The following is a 13,672-nucleotide window of genomic DNA, read 5'->3' as shown; positions in this document are numbered from 1 at the left end:
AACTTTTCGCGACGCCTACCCCTAGTTACCGTGAGTCACGGCCAACGCCGGACCCGGCCCCCTCCTCCGTGCCTTTGCTCTGAGCGCATGCGCCCGGGGCAGCGGGATGGTCACGCTCCGAGCGTCGTACGCTCGCTCGCGGGTCCGCCTTCCCCGCGCTCAGCGGGCGGGCCGGGGGCAGGATGGCCGGGCCGGGCACCGCGACCGGCGTGCCGGCCGGGGTGAGCAGGGCGCGTGCGGCCACCGCCAGCCGCTTCCGCCGGGGTACGACGGCGCGCCGCGCGAACACGTCGTGGCCCTGGTCGGCCACCTCGTCGAGGATGCCGGCGTAGAGGGCGTACGCGGTGCGCATGCAGGACTGCGAGGCGGGGCTGAGCAGCGGGATGCCCGGTGCGGCGGCCAGGTAGTGGGCCTGGGCGCGGGTCACCTCGTACTCGATCAGCTCGCGGATGGCCGGCGTGGCGCGGCCGGCGGCCTTCGCGGCGAGCAGGTCCGCGCGGGTGACGTCGAACTTGGCCAGGTCCTCGTCGGGCAGGTACGTGCGGCCCCGGTCGAGGTCCTCGGCGACGTCCCGGATGAAGTTGGTGAGCTGGAAGGCGAAGCCGAGCTGGCGGGCCGGTTCCCGGGCGGCGGCCGGGTCGGAGCTGCCCAGGATCGGCAGCATCATCGTGCCGATGACGGCGGCGGAGCCCTCCATGTAGTCGAGCAGGTCGTCGTAGGCCCGGTACGACGCGACGGTCAGGTCCATCGCCATGCTGCGCAGGAACGACGCGAAGTCCTCGCGGTCCAGGTCGAAGACGGCGATGGTGTGCAGCACGGCCGGCAGGAGCGGGTCGTCGGCGGGCTCCCCGTGCAGGCCGGCGAGGAAGCTGGACGCCCACTGGTCGAGGCGGGCGGCACGGGCGGCGGGTGGCAGCTCCTCGGTCCGGTCCACGATCTCGTCGGCGTACCGGGTGAACCCGTACAAAGCATGCACATGCCGCCTTTTCCAAGCGGGCAGCAGCCGGGTGGCGAGATAGTAGGTGCGGCCGTGTTGTCTGTGCAGCTCACGGCAGCGGCCATAGGCAGCGGCGAGGTCGATGTCCACCGGCCCTCCTCCAGAATCGACGCACCAATCGACGCAACTTCCGTACCCTAGGGTACGCTCACCGACATGGCCAACGACGCAGTTGCGGGCGATGCGCTCCAGGTGGCCCCGACCGGCACCGGAGACGGGGACGACCCGGTCGGCGGCGTACTGGCCGCCTTCACCCACGACCTGGTCACCGCGGTCGACGGGACCCTCGCCGACTTCCTGGCCACCGAGATCGCCGCGCTCCACGAGATCGACGCGGCGATGGGCGGGTTCGCCACCACCGCCCGGGACTGCGTGCTGGCCGGCGGGAAACGGGTCCGCCCCACGTTCGCGTACTGGGGTTGGCGGGGCGTGGTGGGTGGCGACGAGCCGCTGCCCCCGGTGCTGCCGGCGCTGGCCGCGCTGGAACTGCTGCACACCTTCGCCCTGGTGCACGACGACGTGATGGACGCCTCCGACACCCGCCGGGGCCTGCCCACCGCGCACCGGGCCGCCGCCGCCCGGCACCGCACCGCCGGGCACGCCGGCGACCCCGAGCGGTACGGCGAGGCGGTCGCCGTGCTGATCGGCGACCTCTGCATGATCTGGGCCGACCGCCTGCTCGGCCAGGCCGCCCTGCCGCCCGCCCGGATGCTGGACCTGCGGCGCTGCTACGACCAGATGCGCGTCGAGACGGTGGCCGGGCAGTTCCTCGACGTGCTCGGCGAGCACGACGCGGCGAACTGGTCGGTCGACCGGGCCCTGCGGGTGGCCCGCTACAAGACCGCCAGCTACACCGTGCAGCGGCCCCTGCTCTTCGGCGCCTGCCTGGCCGGCGTCGCCGCGGACGCGCCGCCGGCCGCCGCGTACACCCGCTACGGCCTGGCCGTCGGCGAGGCGTTCCAGCTCTGCGACGACCTGCTCGGCGTCTACGGCGACCCGGCGACCACCGGCAAGCCGGCCGGCGACGACCTGCGCACCGGCAAGCCCACCGCACTGCTGATGCTGGCCCGGGAGCTGGCCACCCCGGTCCAGCGACGGGCCCTGGCGCGGACCGGCGCGGGCCTCACCGATTCGGATGTGGCCGAGCTGGCCGAACTGGTCGCCGACACCGGCGCGGTCGACCGGGTCGACCTCATGATCGACGACCGGGTCGCGGAGGCGTTGGCCGCGCTGGAGTCCGCGCCGATCGACGAGACCGCGCGCACCGCGCTCACCGGTCTCGCCGCCGCCGCCACCCGGCGGCGGGCCTGATGAGTGACGTCGTGAAGGAGGTGGTCAGGTGCGGACCGTGAACGGGCGTACGGACCGGGTGGTGGTCGTGGGCGCGGGCCTCGGTGGGCTGGCGTGCGCGCTGCACCTGGCCGGCAGCGGCCGCCAGGTGACCGTCCTGGAGCGGGAGCCGGTGCCCGGCGGGCGCGCCGGCCGGCTCGGCGTCGACGGGTACGAGTTCGACACCGGGCCGACCGTGCTCACCATGCCGGACCTGATCGCCGAGGCGCTCGGCGCGGTCGGCGAGGAGCTGGACGACTGGCTCGACCTGACCCCGCTCGACCCCGCCTACCGGGCGTACTACCCGGACGGGTCGACGCTGGACGTCATCACCGACACCACCCGGATGGCCGCCGAGATCGCCCGGGTCTGCGGGCCTCGGGAGGCGGACGGCTACCTGCGCTTCGTCGACTACACCCGCAAGCTGTGGCAATGGGAGCGGGCCGACTTCATCGAGCGCAACCTGGACGCCCCGACCGACCTGCTCACCGCCAACCTGGTGCGGCTGCTGGCCAACGGCGCGTTCCGACGCCTCCAGACGAAGATCAACCAGTTCTTTCGCGACCCCCGTACCCAGCGGATCTTCTCCTTCCAGGCGATGTACGCCGGCCTCGCCCCGCACGACGCGCTGGCCATCTACAGCGTCATCGCGTACCTCGACTCGGTGGCCGGGGTCTACTTCCCACGCGGCGGCATCCACGCGGTCTCCCGCGGAATGGCCGGCGCCGCCGAGAAGCACGGCGTGCAGATCCGGTACGGCACCACGGTGACCCGGGTGGAGACCGCCAACGGGCGGGCCACCGGCGTGCGCACCGCCGACGGCGAGCTGATCCCGGCCGACGTGGTGGTGCTCAACCCGGACCTGCCGGTCGCCTACCGGGACCTGCTGCCCGAGGGCCGGGCCCGGAAGCTGACGTACTCGCCCTCCTGCGTGGTGCTGCACGTCGGGTCGACGCAGGGCTACACGAAGATCGCCCACCACAACATCCACTTCGGCCGGCAGTGGCAGGGCACCTTCGACGAGGTGATCCGGCGCGGCGAGCTGATGACCGACCCGTCGCTGCTGGTCACGAACCCGAGCCGGACCGACCCGTCGGTCGCCCCGCCCGGCCGGCACACCTACTACGTGCTGGCCCCGGTGCCCAACCTGCACCGGGCGCCCCTCGACTGGCGGGGCGACCTCACCCGCCGCTACGCCGACCGGCTGATCGGCACCCTCGAGGAACGCGGCTACGTCGGCTTCGGCGACGGCGTCGAGGTGCTGCGTACGATCACCCCGGCCGAGTGGGAGGAGCAGGGCATGGCCGCCGGTACGCCGTTCGCCGCCGCGCACACCTTCCTTCAGACCGGCCCGTTCCGGCCGTCGAACCTGCACCGCCGGCTACCGAACGTGGTCTTCACCGGCTCCGGCACGCAGCCCGGCGTCGGGGTGCCGATGGTGTTGATCTCCGGCAAGCTCGCCGCCAACCGCATCACGGGGGTCGTCAAATGACTGCACGGGAGTCCCACCTGGTCGAGCTGGTCGACGACGCCGGGCGGCCGCTCGGCCAGGCGACCGTCTCCGCCGCCCACCAGCCGCCCGGCCGGCTGCACCGGGCGTTCTCGGTGCTGCTGGTCGCGCCCGACGGCCGGGTGCTGCTGCAACGCCGGGCCGCGGTGAAGACCCGCTTCCCGCTGCGCTGGGCCAACTCGTGCTGCGGTCATCCGGCGCCGGGCGAGTCGCTGGCCGACGCGGCCAACCGGCGCCTGGGCGAGGAGTTGGGCGCCGCGCCGGTCGCGCTGACCGAGGTCGGGGTGTACGCCTACTACGCCGAGGACCCGGCGACCGGCCGGGTCGAGTTCGAGTACGACCACGTGCTGCGCGCCGACGTGCCGGCCGACGTGCCGGTCCGGCCGGACCCCGACGAGGTGGCCGAGCTGCGCTGGGCCGACCCCGCCCGGCTGATGACGGAGATCGACACGGATCCCCGCTCGTACGCGCCATGGCTGGGCGGTGTGGTGAGCCGGCTGCTGCGCGTCGGCGAGCCGGCCGGCAGCACCACGCCGGCCGGTGCCCGGGTGGACGACGACGCCTCGGAGCGGCCGGGTGGCCGATGAGGCGCTGAGCGCGGGGGCCGTGGCACGCCGACTCGGCGTGGCGGTCACCACGTTGCGCACCTGGCACCAGCGCTACGGCCTCGGCCCCAGCCAGCATGTCCCCGGTCACCACCGGCGCTACACACCGGCCGACCTGGCGCGTCTGGAGATCATGCGCAGGCTCACCGTGGAGGGTGTCACCCCGGCGGAGGCCGCCCGCTGGGCCCGGCAGGCGCCCCCGTCCGGTGGCATCGGGCTGGCCGGGTCGGGGCGGGCGCGCACCGGCCGGGCCGGCGGCGGGCTCGCCATTCCGGTGGGCCGGGCCGGGCCGGCGGCTCGTGGCCTGGCCCGGGCCGCCATGCGGCTGGACTCGGCGGCCATCGGGGAGACCATCTCGCACGCGCTGGCCGTCAACGGGGTGATCGCCACCTGGGACGGGCTGGTCCGCCCGGTGCTCGCCGGGATCGGCGAGCGGCACGCCGCCACCGCCGGCCTGATCGAGGTGGAGCACCTGATGTCCCGGTGCGTCACCGAGGCGCTGGCGGCCGTCCCCCGTACGGCCACCGGCCCGGGCCGCCTCCTGCTCTCCTGCGCCGACGAGGAGCAGCACAGCCTGCCGCTGGAGGCGCTCGCCGCCGCCCTCGCCGAGCGTGATGTGGCCTATCGCATGCTCGGTGCCCGGGTGCCGGTTTCGGCCTTGGTCGAGGCGGTCAACCGGACCGGTCCGGCCGCCGTCGTGATCTGGTCGCACACCCGGGCCACGGCCGACCCGGCACAGCTCGCCGCCCTGCTCGCCGCAGATCGCCGGCCGCTGCTGGTGCTCGCGGCGGGCCCCGGTTGGCGGGCCGACGCGCTGCCCTCGGGGGTGGTCCGGCCGGTGGATCTGGCCGAGGCCGTGTCGCTGTCCCTGGCCGTCCGCGAGTCCATCGACCAGTCCGCGACAGGCTGAGGGTCTTCCGATTGTCACGCTCCGTCCTCTAACGTCTGGTGGTCTGCGTACCGCCACCCCTCGGAGCGACGATGAATTTCCGCGCCGTACTGGCGATCGGCCTCGGCCTGGTGCTCGCGCTGAGCGGCTGCGGCGACCCCGCGCGCCGCGCCGCGGGCGTCGGCGGCGGTGCCGGCAGCCCGGCCCCGGTGGCCTCCGGCGTCCCGGAGCCCGACGGGTCGTCGCCGCCGAAGCCGAAGCCGAAGCCGAAGCCGAGCGCGTCGTCCCGCCCCGACCGCCCCACCCACACCACCCCGCCGCGGCCCCGCCTGCGGCCGCTGCCGAAGACCCTCCCGGCCGGCCTGCGCCGGACCACCGGCACCCACGCGGTGGCGCTGACCTTCGACGACGGGCCGAGCCCGGCCTGGACGCCGAAGGTCCTCGACCAGTTGCGCGCCGCCGGGGTCAAGGCGACCTTCTGCCTGGTCGGCATCGAGGTCAAGCAGCACCCGCAACTGGTGGCCCGGATCGTCCGGGAGGGCCACCAGCTCTGCAACCACAGCTGGCGGCACGACATGGACCTGGGCCGCCGGCCGGTCGCCGAGATCCGGGCCGATCTGGTACGCACCAACCGGGCCATCCAGGCGGCGGCGCCGGGGGCCAAGGTGTCCTTCTTCCGCCAGCCGGGCGGCCGGTGGACCGCGGAGGAGGTGGCGGTGGCCCGCCAGCTCGGCATGCAGTCCCTGCACTGGACGGTCGACCCGCAGGACTGGGCGAAGCCGGCCCCGCCGCTGATCACCCGGCGGGTGCAGGCGGCCACCCGGCCCGGAGCGGTGGTGCTGATGCACGACGGGGGCGGGAACCGGGCCGCCACGCTGGCCGCCTGCCGCTTCCTGATCCCCGACCTGAAGCGCCGGTACGGCGTCACCCGGCTTCACTAACCCCTTCTGACCTGCGCTTTTACGCCGCCGCGTGGGCGATGCCATACCGGTTTGGTCCACCGGCCGATCATCACGTAAGCTATCCAAGCCTCCGGCGGGGCCGGATGGGAGCAAGTCCGCTTGAAGTTGCGAGTGTGCAATGATGGCGGGGCCGCCCTCATCGTCTAGCGGCCCAGGACGTCGCCCTTTCAAGGCGGTAGCACGGGTTCGAATCCCGTTGGGGGCACGGTCCGGCTCAGGCCGGAGGCAACAGAGCAAGGTCCTGTGGAGCAGTTGGAGTGCTCGCCGCCCTGTCAAGGCGGAGGTCGCGGGTTCAAGTCCCGTCAGGACCGCAAGCGCTGACGCCGCGCGATGGTTGCGCGGCGTTCTGCGTATCGGAGCAGGCCACCCTCCGGGTAGTATGTTCCGAGTGCCCGGCCAGGTAGCTCAGTTGGTACGAGCGTCCGACTGAAAATCGGAAGGTCGGCGGTTCGACCCCGCCCCTGGCCACATAGCCTTTCGCCGGGCTACAGAGATCCCCACCAGCGGAAACGCGGGTGGGGATCTTGCTTTTGAGTGGTTAGCGCCTAAGCACCATGAACCACCCCACCGCGGTCAGGACGAGGAGCAGTGCCAGCGCGAACATGGCACGCCCGACGGCGACGGACACCGGTGCGAGGAACGGTGCCTGCTGGGCGAGCAGGCCCGCACCGAGCAGGGCGACGAAACCGCCACGGCGGACGGGCTGGGATCGCTGGCTCACCGTCAAGCGCGCACCCCGCACCCAAGCCGTAGGAAACCGACGCGTCATCGCGACACGGACGCCAAGCGTGACCATGGCAAGGCCAAGCACCACGACGATGAGGCGCAGGGCGAACCCCACCGGGTCCAGGTCATCCACACTCATGCGACCCAATGATTCACACGGTGTCAACGTGGCCCGTCCTGGCCACCACTGCCGGGAAACCCCGGACGCCGGTCCGGGGCCAGGAACCCGGCAGCCGGGCGGAGATCATCGCCGGCAACGGTCCGAAAACGGAAGCTGCACACCCGGGCATGAGCCGGTATCGTCCGGGCCTATGGGACAGGAGATGGCCGGCCCCAACGGTCTCCGGCAGGACAGTGACCGCTTCTCCCTGCGGACGGTTCTCCTCGCCCCAGCGCCCACCGAGCAGGCGTTCGCCGTCTTCACCGGCGCGCTGACCGACTGGTGGGTCCACGAGTACACCTGGTCCGGGCCGCAGGCGCTGGCCGAGCTGGGGATGGAACCCCGCGCCGGCGGCATGCTCTACGAGATCGGGCCGTACGGTTTCCGCGCCGACTGGGGGCGGGTGCTCACCTGGGATCCGCCCCGGCGGCTGGTCTTCACCTGGCAGATCGGCCCGGACCGGGCACCGCTGCCCGACCCGGCGCGGGCCAGCGAGGTCGAGGTGATCTTCGAGCCCGACGGGGACGGGCGGACCCGGGTGGAGGTGGAGCACCGGCACTTCGACCGGCACGGCGAGGCCGCCGAGGGTTACCGGCAGGCGCTCACCGCCGGCTGGGCCGAGCTGCTCTCCCGCTACCTCGACACGCTCACCACGCTGAGCCGCCAGTCCTGACCGGCCGCGCGCCGTCAGCGCGGCAGGGGGCGGGCGGCGGTCCGCCCGGGGACCGACGGATCGCCCAGGTCCGCGCGGCGGCCGGCGGCCGCACCGACGCCGAAGCCGCCGCCGGCCAGCCGCCGGCGTGCCGCCGTACGAACCCGGGGGTACGCCTCGGCGAGCCGGCGGGCCACCCGGTCCGAGCGGTCGGCCAGGACCAGCGCCGTCGAGGCGGTCCCCGCGTCGGCCACCGCCGCCGCCTCGGCCGCCCGTAGCCGCTCCCCGATCGCCTGGGCGAAGCCGGCCAGCCAGGAGCGGCGGAACGCGGCCGGGTGCTCCCCGGCGGGCACCGGCGTGGCGGCCAGGCCGTGTGCCGCCTGCACCAGCAGCGAGGTGAAGAGCAGTTCCACCCGCTCCAGGTCGCTGGCGAACCCGAACAGGTGCAGCACGAACCCGTCGCCCTGCTGCCGGCGTACGCAGCGGCAGCGCAGCGGGTCCGCCACCGCGACGAGCAGGCCGGCCTTGTCCCGGGCGTACGGGGCGACCACGTCGACCAGCCGGTCGCCGACCGGGTCGCTGGCCGGGTCCCGGGCGGCGAGCAGCGCCCGGTCCACGCCGTACCGGGCGATCAGCTCGGTCGCCTTCGCGGTGAACAGCGCCGACTCCGCCGGCGTGCAGGCCGGGTCCTCGGCCTTGGCCAGCAGCTTGCGCACCTTGCTGAGCATGGCCTCGGACATGCCACCAGAGCTACCACACGCCCGGACGTCCGCGCCCCGCCCCCCGGCCGCCGCGGGTCAGCGGGTGCCGCGGCTGCGCAGCGTCGCCACCGTCGAGCCGGCGAGGGTGAGCAGGCAGTCCGGCAGCAGCCCGTCGGCCACCGCCGCCCCGAACAGCGCCTCCCCGGTGGCCGCGTCGTGGTTGGCGTACGCGCTGACGAACCGGGCCACCCAGCGGGTGTCGTAGCCGACCTGGTCGATGTCGGGGAAGTCCAGCGCGCAGGCGCCGGAGGCGGGCGGGTCACCCACCATCGTCGCGGCCAGGCACCAGGCGACCCCGTACGCCCCGGCGAGACCGGACCGGTCGACCACCTCGTCGAAGGTGCCGACGACGGCGTCGCCGTCACCGTCCAGCGCCGAGCGGAGCACCGCGGTCGCGTCGTGGAGGGTCTGCTGTAGCTGGTCGGTCACGAGGCGCACAGTACGCACACCGGTCAACCGGTGACCCGTACGCGCTCTTCGGTGACGGTGGGTGTCGGAGCTCTGTCGAGCAGCCGACTGAGCACCCTCCTCGATCCCACCGGTCGGGCGGGCACGCTAATGTGCCAGCGGACGTGCGCCGGAGGAAGGACGACCATGCTCGTAACACGCGGCTCGCGGGCCGGTGCCCTGGTGGCCTGCGCGGCGCTCCTGCTCGGTGCCGGCGCGTGCGGGACCGACGGTCCCGAGGAGGAGAAGAGCGGCCCTCCGCAGGTGCGGCTCTACGGCACCGACGGCAACATGCTCAACTCCTACCCTGCGGAGTTGCAGGAGCGGGCCGACCTGGTCGACGGCATGAAGGGCACCACCCCGCTCACGCCGCTGCCCGAGGACTTCAAGAAGCGGCTGCGCTCCGTCGACCCGAAACTGACCGACTTCCTCTACGCGGCCGAGTCGTACGACGCGGTGGCGATCAGCGTGCTGGCCGCGCAGCTCGCCGGCACCACCGACCCGCGGGCGATCGCCAAGCAGATCGTCGGCGTGACCAACAACGGGCAGCGCTGCGAGACGGTGTCGGCCTGCCTGCGGCTGGCCCGCGAGGGCAAGGACATCGAGTACCGCAGCGTCTCGGTCAACCGGGCCGGGTTCACCGACGCCGGTGAGCCGGCCACCGCCAGCTACGCCACGCTGCACTTCGACGGGCAGCAGCTGAACGACGCCAAGACCGAGTTCGTCGGCGCCGGGGACGAGTCGGCCGCCAGCACCACGGCGCCGCCGAAGCCGAGGAAGCAGCGCGGCCCGGCGGCGGACGCCCCGCTGGTCCTCGGCGGCCTGCTGCCGCAGACCGGTGACCTGGCCCTGGCGAACCCGCCGCTGGCCGCCGGCGCCGCCCTGGCGGTGCGGGACGTGAACGCGGCCGGCGGGGTGCTCGGCAAGCCGGTGACCTGGCTCCCCGGCGACGACGGCACCAACCCCGACATCGCCCGGGCCACCGTGAAGAAGCACATCCAGGCCGGCGTGCACGTCATCATCGGCGCCGGCGCGTCGAGCATCTCCCGGGCGGTGCTGCCGGACGTGGTGGCCGCCAACCGGGTGCTCTTCTCGCCGTCCAACACGGACGCCGGGCTGACCACGGTGGACGACAAGGGGCTCTACTTCCGTACCGCCCCGCCGGACGGCCTGCAGGGTCGGGCGCTGGCCGACGTGATCCTGCGCGACGGCCCGCACAAGATCGCCCTGGTGGCCCGGAAGGACAGCTACGGCGAAGGCCTGCAGGAGAGCGTCCGGGCCGAGCTGGAGCGGGCCGGCATCGGCGCCGACCGGCTGAGGCTGCTGACCTACGAGCCACCGGCCGACGCGAAGGCGACCCCGGTCGACTTCGCCGCCGGCGCGCAGGAGATCAAGGCCTTCGAGGCGGAGGCTGTGCTGCTGATCGGCTTCAGCGAGTCGGCCGCGGTGATCCGCGCGCTGGCCGACGCCGAGGTGCCGATCCGGCACTGAACGACGCCGAGAGGGCCGCACCGGGGCGTACCGGTGCGGCCCTCGTCGCGCCGGGGGCGGTCAGCGGGACCGGCGGCGCTCCAGGAACTCGGTCATCCGGCGGTGCTTCTCCTCGTCCTCGAAGAGCACCGCCTGACTCAGCAGGTCGAGCTGCGGGTGCGCGGCGGGCGGGGCGTCCACCGCCAACTTGGTCAACCGCACCGCCAGCGCGGAACCCTTGGCGATCTCGTCGAGCAGCGCGTGCGCGGCGGCCAGCAGGCCGGCCGGCTCGACCACCCGGTTGACCAGGCCGATCCGCAGCGCCTCGGCGGCGTCGACTCGCCGGCCGGTGAAGAGCAGTTCCTTGGCCCGGGCCTCGCCGATCAGCGCCGGCAGCCGGTGGGTGGCGCCCGCGCCGGCCAGGATGCCCAACCGCACCTCCGGCTGGCCGAACACCGCGCGGTCCGTGCAGACCCGCAGGTCGCAGGCGTACGCCAGCTCGGCGCCGCCGCCCAGCGCCGGCCCGTCCACGGCGGCCACGGTGGGCATGGGCAGCGCCCGGATCCGGGCGAAGGCGGCCTGGTTGATGGCGGCGAGGGCGTCGAGCCGGCCGCGCTCGCGGAGCTGGCCGATGTCCGCCCCGCCGGCGAAGATGCCCTCCGCGCCGCCGGTGAGCAGCAGCAGCCGGGGCCGGGCCTCCAGTTCGGCGCAGACCTCGTGCAGCTCGCCGATCAGGTCGGCGTCGATGGCGTTGCGCTTCTCCGGCCGGTCCAGCGTGACGACCAGCCGGTCGGGCCGCTCCTCGATCCGCAGCCCGGTCACCGCCCTGCCTCCGCCGCGTCCCGGCGCCCGTCCACCCAGCGGTAGAAGCCCTGGCCGGACTTCTTGCCGAGCTTGCCGGCGGCGACCATCTCCACCAGCAGCGGCGGCGGGGCGAACCGGTCGCCGTAGGCGGCCTGGAGGGTGCGCGCGATGTCCAGCCGCACGTCCAGCCCGACCAGGTCGGTCAGCTCCAGCGGGCCGACCGGGTGCCGGTAGCCCAGCACCATCGCCTTGTCGATGTCCGCCGGGCTGGCCACCCCGTCGGCGACCATCCGGATCGCCTCCAAACCGAGGGTGACCCCGAGCCGCGAGGTGGCGAAGCCGGGCATGTCGCGTACGACGACGGGGTCCTTGCCCAGCCGGCCGGCGAGCGCGACGGCCGCGTCGGTGGTCTCCGGGGCGGTGGCCGGGCCCACCACGATCTCCAGCAGCGCCATCGCCCAGACCGGGTTGAAGAAGTGCAGGCCCACGAACTCGGCCGGCCGGTCCAGCCCGGCGGCCAGCTCGGCGATCGGGATGCTGGAGGTGTTGCTGCCCAGCAGCGCGGGGCGCAGCCCCTCGGCCTCGCGCAGCACCGCCCGCTTCAGGTCGAGCCGTTCCGGCACCGCCTCGACGATCACCTCGGGCGCCGGGTCCACCTCGGCCAGCCCGGTACGCAGGCTGAGCCGGCCGCGGTTGGCCGCCGCCTCGTCGGCGGTCAGCTTGCCCCGCTGCACGCCGCGTTCCCACAGCTCGCCGAGGCGTGCCTCGGCGGCGGCCCCGCGCGCCGGGTCCACCTCGACCAGCTCGACGCGATATCCCGCGCCGGCCGCCACGTACGCGATGCCCAGCCCCATCGTGCCGGCCCCGACGACGACAAAACGACCACTCATGACGCTCCCTCGCTGCGGGCGCGGTGCACGGGGTCTCCGGCACGCGGCCGCTCGCTCCTGGGTGCGACCCTATGCAGCAGCACGCCGGGCGGCATGCGTGGGGGCCGACCGGATCGGGTACTGACGGCCGTCAACCGAGGGAAGGAACCAGTCGACATGAGCCAGGCACCGGAGAGCCTCGACAGCACCGCGACGGTGGCGGGGAGCGAGACCGTGGAGACTCGCGGCGACGAGCGGGTGGACCTGCTGCGCGCGGACACCAACCACGACGGGAAGACGGACGTCTGGGTGGTCGACACGGACGGCGACGGCAAGGCGGACCTGTTCCAGTTCGACACCGACGGTGACGGCAAGGTGGACATCACCATGGTCGACATCGACGAGGACGGCACCCCGGACGAGGTCGTCGACGGCGACGGTGGCCTGCCGCCCGAGCAGCTCCCCCCGACCGTCCAGGTCTGAGCTTTTTAGGCGGGGGCCCTTCCTCTCGCGTAGGCGATAGGGAGGGGCTCCGCCTAACGCCTGAGGGTGAGGGTGGCCAGGTAGTACGGGGCGTCGGTGTCGTCGACGTCCGTCAGGCGCCAGGGGGTGCCGTGCACCAGCTCGGCGAACTCCGCCACCGAGCAGACCAGGTAGTCGAACCACTCGGTGCCCAGCTCCCGGTAGCGCAGCCGCAGCCGCAGTTGCCCGCCGAGCCGTCCGCGCCGGCGGTTGAGCTCGTGGTAGCCGACGTGCACGGGATCGGTGGTGCCGTACGGGTCGGTGCCGTGCGCGATGATCCGCGCGCCGGGGCGGGCCAGCGCCGCCAGCGCGGCGAGGAAGGCCGGTGCCCGCTCCCGCCCCTCGAAGAGGCCGACGTTGTTGCCGAGCAGCAGGAACGTGTCGTACCGAGGGCCATCGGCGGCGTGTTCGTCGACCGTGCCGTGCACCAGGTCGCGCAGCCCGCGGTGCCGGCACACCCGCAGCGCCCCGAGCGAGGTGTCCAGGCCGGTCACCGGCACCCCGCGCTCCTGCAGGTGCAGCGCGATCCGGCCGCCGCCCACCCCGACGTCGAGGGTCCGGCCGTGGACCCGGTCCACCGCCCGGCGGTCGTACGGCTGCCAGTCCGCCGGGCCGGCCAGGTAGTGCTCGGTGGGCGCGCCGTTGACCAGCCCGTCATCACGCTCGATGATCTCGATGACCGGGCGGGGCAGCCGCCCACCGACCAGCGGCCGGGGACCGACCCCGGTCGCCACCGCGTACGCGTCCCGGATCATCTCGCCGAACACGTCGCCGAGCCGCGGTTCCCCGATCACGGCGCTTTCTCTGTTCGCGACTGCGGGGCTCGCAAACCCGGCTCACTCCTCGCGCTCACGGCGCTGTCTCTGTTCGCGGCTGCGGGGCTCGCAAACCCGGCTCACTCCTCGCGCTCACGGCGCTGTCTCTGTTCGCGGCTGCGGGGCTCGCAAACCCGGCTCACTCCTCGCGCTC

At 73.9% G+C, this 13,672-nt stretch carries 15 protein-coding genes and 3 tRNA genes; 11 read left to right on the top strand and 7 right to left on the bottom strand.

The window, feature by feature from the left end; genetic code table 11:
* Positions 1 to 25 precede the first annotated feature (25 nt).
* Positions 26 to 1,087: a phytoene/squalene synthase family protein gene (locus AB0H57_RS16770; RefSeq protein WP_357507240.1), complete on the bottom strand. Its 1,062-nt coding sequence runs from the start codon at positions 1,085 to 1,087 to the stop codon at positions 26 to 28.
* A gap of 66 nt (positions 1,088 to 1,153) precedes the next feature.
* Between AB0H57_RS16770 and AB0H57_RS16765 the strand changes: the two genes are divergently transcribed.
* The 8 genes from AB0H57_RS16765 to AB0H57_RS16730 all read left to right on the top strand — a co-directional run bounded on the left by AB0H57_RS16765 (position 1,154) and on the right by AB0H57_RS16730 (position 6,760).
* Complete coding sequence (locus AB0H57_RS16765) at positions 1,154 to 2,308, top strand: polyprenyl synthetase family protein (protein WP_357507238.1); 1,155 nt, start codon at positions 1,154 to 1,156, stop codon at positions 2,306 to 2,308.
* A 28-nt stretch (positions 2,309 to 2,336) separates the two neighbouring features.
* Positions 2,337 to 3,818 carry a phytoene desaturase family protein gene (gene crtI, locus AB0H57_RS16760; RefSeq protein WP_357507236.1) on the top strand — a complete coding sequence of 494 codons (1,482 nt, stop codon included), beginning with the start codon at positions 2,337 to 2,339 and terminating at the stop codon, positions 3,816 to 3,818.
* The gene (gene idi / locus AB0H57_RS16755; protein WP_357507234.1) at positions 3,815 to 4,423 is read left to right on the top strand and encodes an isopentenyl-diphosphate Delta-isomerase; all 609 of its coding nucleotides are present in this window, start codon (positions 3,815 to 3,817) and stop codon (positions 4,421 to 4,423) included. Before crtI ends, idi begins: the two co-directional genes overlap by 4 nt.
* Positions 4,413 to 5,351: a MerR family transcriptional regulator gene (locus tag AB0H57_RS16750; protein ID WP_357507232.1), complete on the top strand. Its 939-nt coding sequence runs from the start codon at positions 4,413 to 4,415 to the stop codon at positions 5,349 to 5,351. Before idi ends, AB0H57_RS16750 begins: the two co-directional genes overlap by 11 nt.
* Positions 5,352 to 5,422: 71 nt before the next feature.
* Positions 5,423 to 6,271: a polysaccharide deacetylase family protein gene (locus AB0H57_RS16745; protein WP_357507230.1), complete on the top strand. Its 849-nt coding sequence runs from the start codon at positions 5,423 to 5,425 to the stop codon at positions 6,269 to 6,271.
* A gap of 153 nt (positions 6,272 to 6,424) precedes the next feature.
* Positions 6,425 to 6,497 (top strand) — tRNA-Glu (locus tag AB0H57_RS16740).
* A 32-nt stretch (positions 6,498 to 6,529) separates the two neighbouring features.
* Positions 6,530 to 6,603: transfer RNA gene (locus AB0H57_RS16735), tRNA-Asp, on the top strand.
* A gap of 83 nt (positions 6,604 to 6,686) precedes the next feature.
* Positions 6,687 to 6,760, top strand: a tRNA-Phe gene (locus AB0H57_RS16730).
* Positions 6,761 to 6,830: 70 nt separating this feature from the next.
* Here the strand turns inward: AB0H57_RS16730 and AB0H57_RS16725 are convergent.
* Positions 6,831 to 7,157 (bottom strand): hypothetical protein, encoded by a 327-nt coding sequence (locus AB0H57_RS16725; RefSeq protein WP_357507228.1) that lies wholly within the window; start codon positions 7,155 to 7,157, stop codon positions 6,831 to 6,833.
* A 172-nt stretch (positions 7,158 to 7,329) separates the two neighbouring features.
* On the opposite strand from AB0H57_RS16725, the gene AB0H57_RS16720 reads away from it, so the two are divergent.
* The gene (locus tag AB0H57_RS16720; protein ID WP_357507226.1) at positions 7,330 to 7,851 is read left to right on the top strand and encodes an SRPBCC family protein; all 522 of its coding nucleotides are present in this window, start codon (positions 7,330 to 7,332) and stop codon (positions 7,849 to 7,851) included.
* 14 nt (positions 7,852 to 7,865) lie between these two features.
* Here AB0H57_RS16720 and AB0H57_RS16715 read toward each other — a convergent pair whose 3' ends face one another.
* Positions 7,866 to 8,570 (bottom strand): DUF2786 domain-containing protein, encoded by a 705-nt coding sequence (locus tag AB0H57_RS16715; protein ID WP_357507224.1) that lies wholly within the window; start codon positions 8,568 to 8,570, stop codon positions 7,866 to 7,868.
* A gap of 57 nt (positions 8,571 to 8,627) precedes the next feature.
* Entirely contained in the window at positions 8,628 to 9,020 is a 393-nt protein-coding gene (locus tag AB0H57_RS16710; protein WP_357507222.1) for a hypothetical protein, read from the bottom strand.
* A 165-nt stretch (positions 9,021 to 9,185) separates the two neighbouring features.
* On the opposite strand from AB0H57_RS16710, the gene AB0H57_RS16705 reads away from it, so the two are divergent.
* A complete protein-coding gene (locus tag AB0H57_RS16705) occupies positions 9,186 to 10,529 on the top strand; it encodes an ABC transporter substrate-binding protein (protein ID WP_357507220.1) in 1,344 nt (447 codons plus the stop codon).
* Positions 10,530 to 10,589: 60 nt separating this feature from the next.
* Here AB0H57_RS16705 and AB0H57_RS16700 read toward each other — a convergent pair whose 3' ends face one another.
* Both AB0H57_RS16700 and AB0H57_RS16695 read right to left on the bottom strand, forming a co-directional pair.
* On the bottom strand, positions 10,590 to 11,330 hold the full coding sequence (locus AB0H57_RS16700) for an enoyl-CoA hydratase/isomerase family protein (protein ID WP_357507218.1): 741 nt from the start codon (positions 11,328 to 11,330) through the stop codon (positions 10,590 to 10,592).
* Positions 11,327 to 12,202: a 3-hydroxyacyl-CoA dehydrogenase family protein gene (locus tag AB0H57_RS16695; protein WP_357507216.1), complete on the bottom strand. Its 876-nt coding sequence runs from the start codon at positions 12,200 to 12,202 to the stop codon at positions 11,327 to 11,329. The genes AB0H57_RS16700 and AB0H57_RS16695 overlap by 4 nt, the downstream gene beginning before the upstream one ends.
* Before the next feature lie 156 nt (positions 12,203 to 12,358).
* Between AB0H57_RS16695 and AB0H57_RS16690 the strand changes: the two genes are divergently transcribed.
* Entirely contained in the window at positions 12,359 to 12,664 is a 306-nt protein-coding gene (locus AB0H57_RS16690) for a hypothetical protein (protein ID WP_357507214.1), read from the top strand.
* Positions 12,665 to 12,717: 53 nt separating this feature from the next.
* On the opposite strand, the gene AB0H57_RS16685 is transcribed toward AB0H57_RS16690, so the two are convergent.
* A complete protein-coding gene (locus AB0H57_RS16685) occupies positions 12,718 to 13,497 on the bottom strand; it encodes a methyltransferase domain-containing protein (protein ID WP_357507212.1) in 780 nt (259 codons plus the stop codon).
* Positions 13,498 to 13,672: the final 175 nt, after the last annotated feature.

It is taken from the genome of Micromonospora sp. NPDC050686 (assembly GCF_040654475.1).
Taxonomy (GTDB): domain Bacteria; phylum Actinomycetota; class Actinomycetes; order Mycobacteriales; family Micromonosporaceae; genus Micromonospora.
The sequence above is the reverse complement of the archived record's forward strand: the minus strand, read 5'-3'. Positions and strand labels throughout refer to the sequence as shown.

Coding starts and splice junctions, on each gene's coding strand:
- AB0H57_RS16765 (WP_357507238.1), top strand. CDS start 1,154: ATGGCCAACGACGCAGTTGCGGGCGATGCGCTCCAGGTGGCCCCGACC.
- idi (WP_357507234.1), top strand. CDS start 3,815: ATGACTGCACGGGAGTCCCACCTGGTCGAGCTGGTCGACGACGCCGGG.
- AB0H57_RS16745 (WP_357507230.1), top strand. CDS start 5,423: ATGAATTTCCGCGCCGTACTGGCGATCGGCCTCGGCCTGGTGCTCGCG.
- AB0H57_RS16725 (WP_357507228.1), bottom strand. CDS start 7,157: ATGAGTGTGGATGACCTGGACCCGGTGGGGTTCGCCCTGCGCCTCATC.
- AB0H57_RS16720 (WP_357507226.1), top strand. CDS start 7,330: ATGGGACAGGAGATGGCCGGCCCCAACGGTCTCCGGCAGGACAGTGAC.
- AB0H57_RS16715 (WP_357507224.1), bottom strand. CDS start 8,570: ATGTCCGAGGCCATGCTCAGCAAGGTGCGCAAGCTGCTGGCCAAGGCC.
- AB0H57_RS16705 (WP_357507220.1), top strand. CDS start 9,186: ATGCTCGTAACACGCGGCTCGCGGGCCGGTGCCCTGGTGGCCTGCGCG.
- AB0H57_RS16695 (WP_357507216.1), bottom strand. CDS start 12,202: ATGAGTGGTCGTTTTGTCGTCGTCGGGGCCGGCACGATGGGGCTGGGC.
- AB0H57_RS16690 (WP_357507214.1), top strand. CDS start 12,359: ATGAGCCAGGCACCGGAGAGCCTCGACAGCACCGCGACGGTGGCGGGG.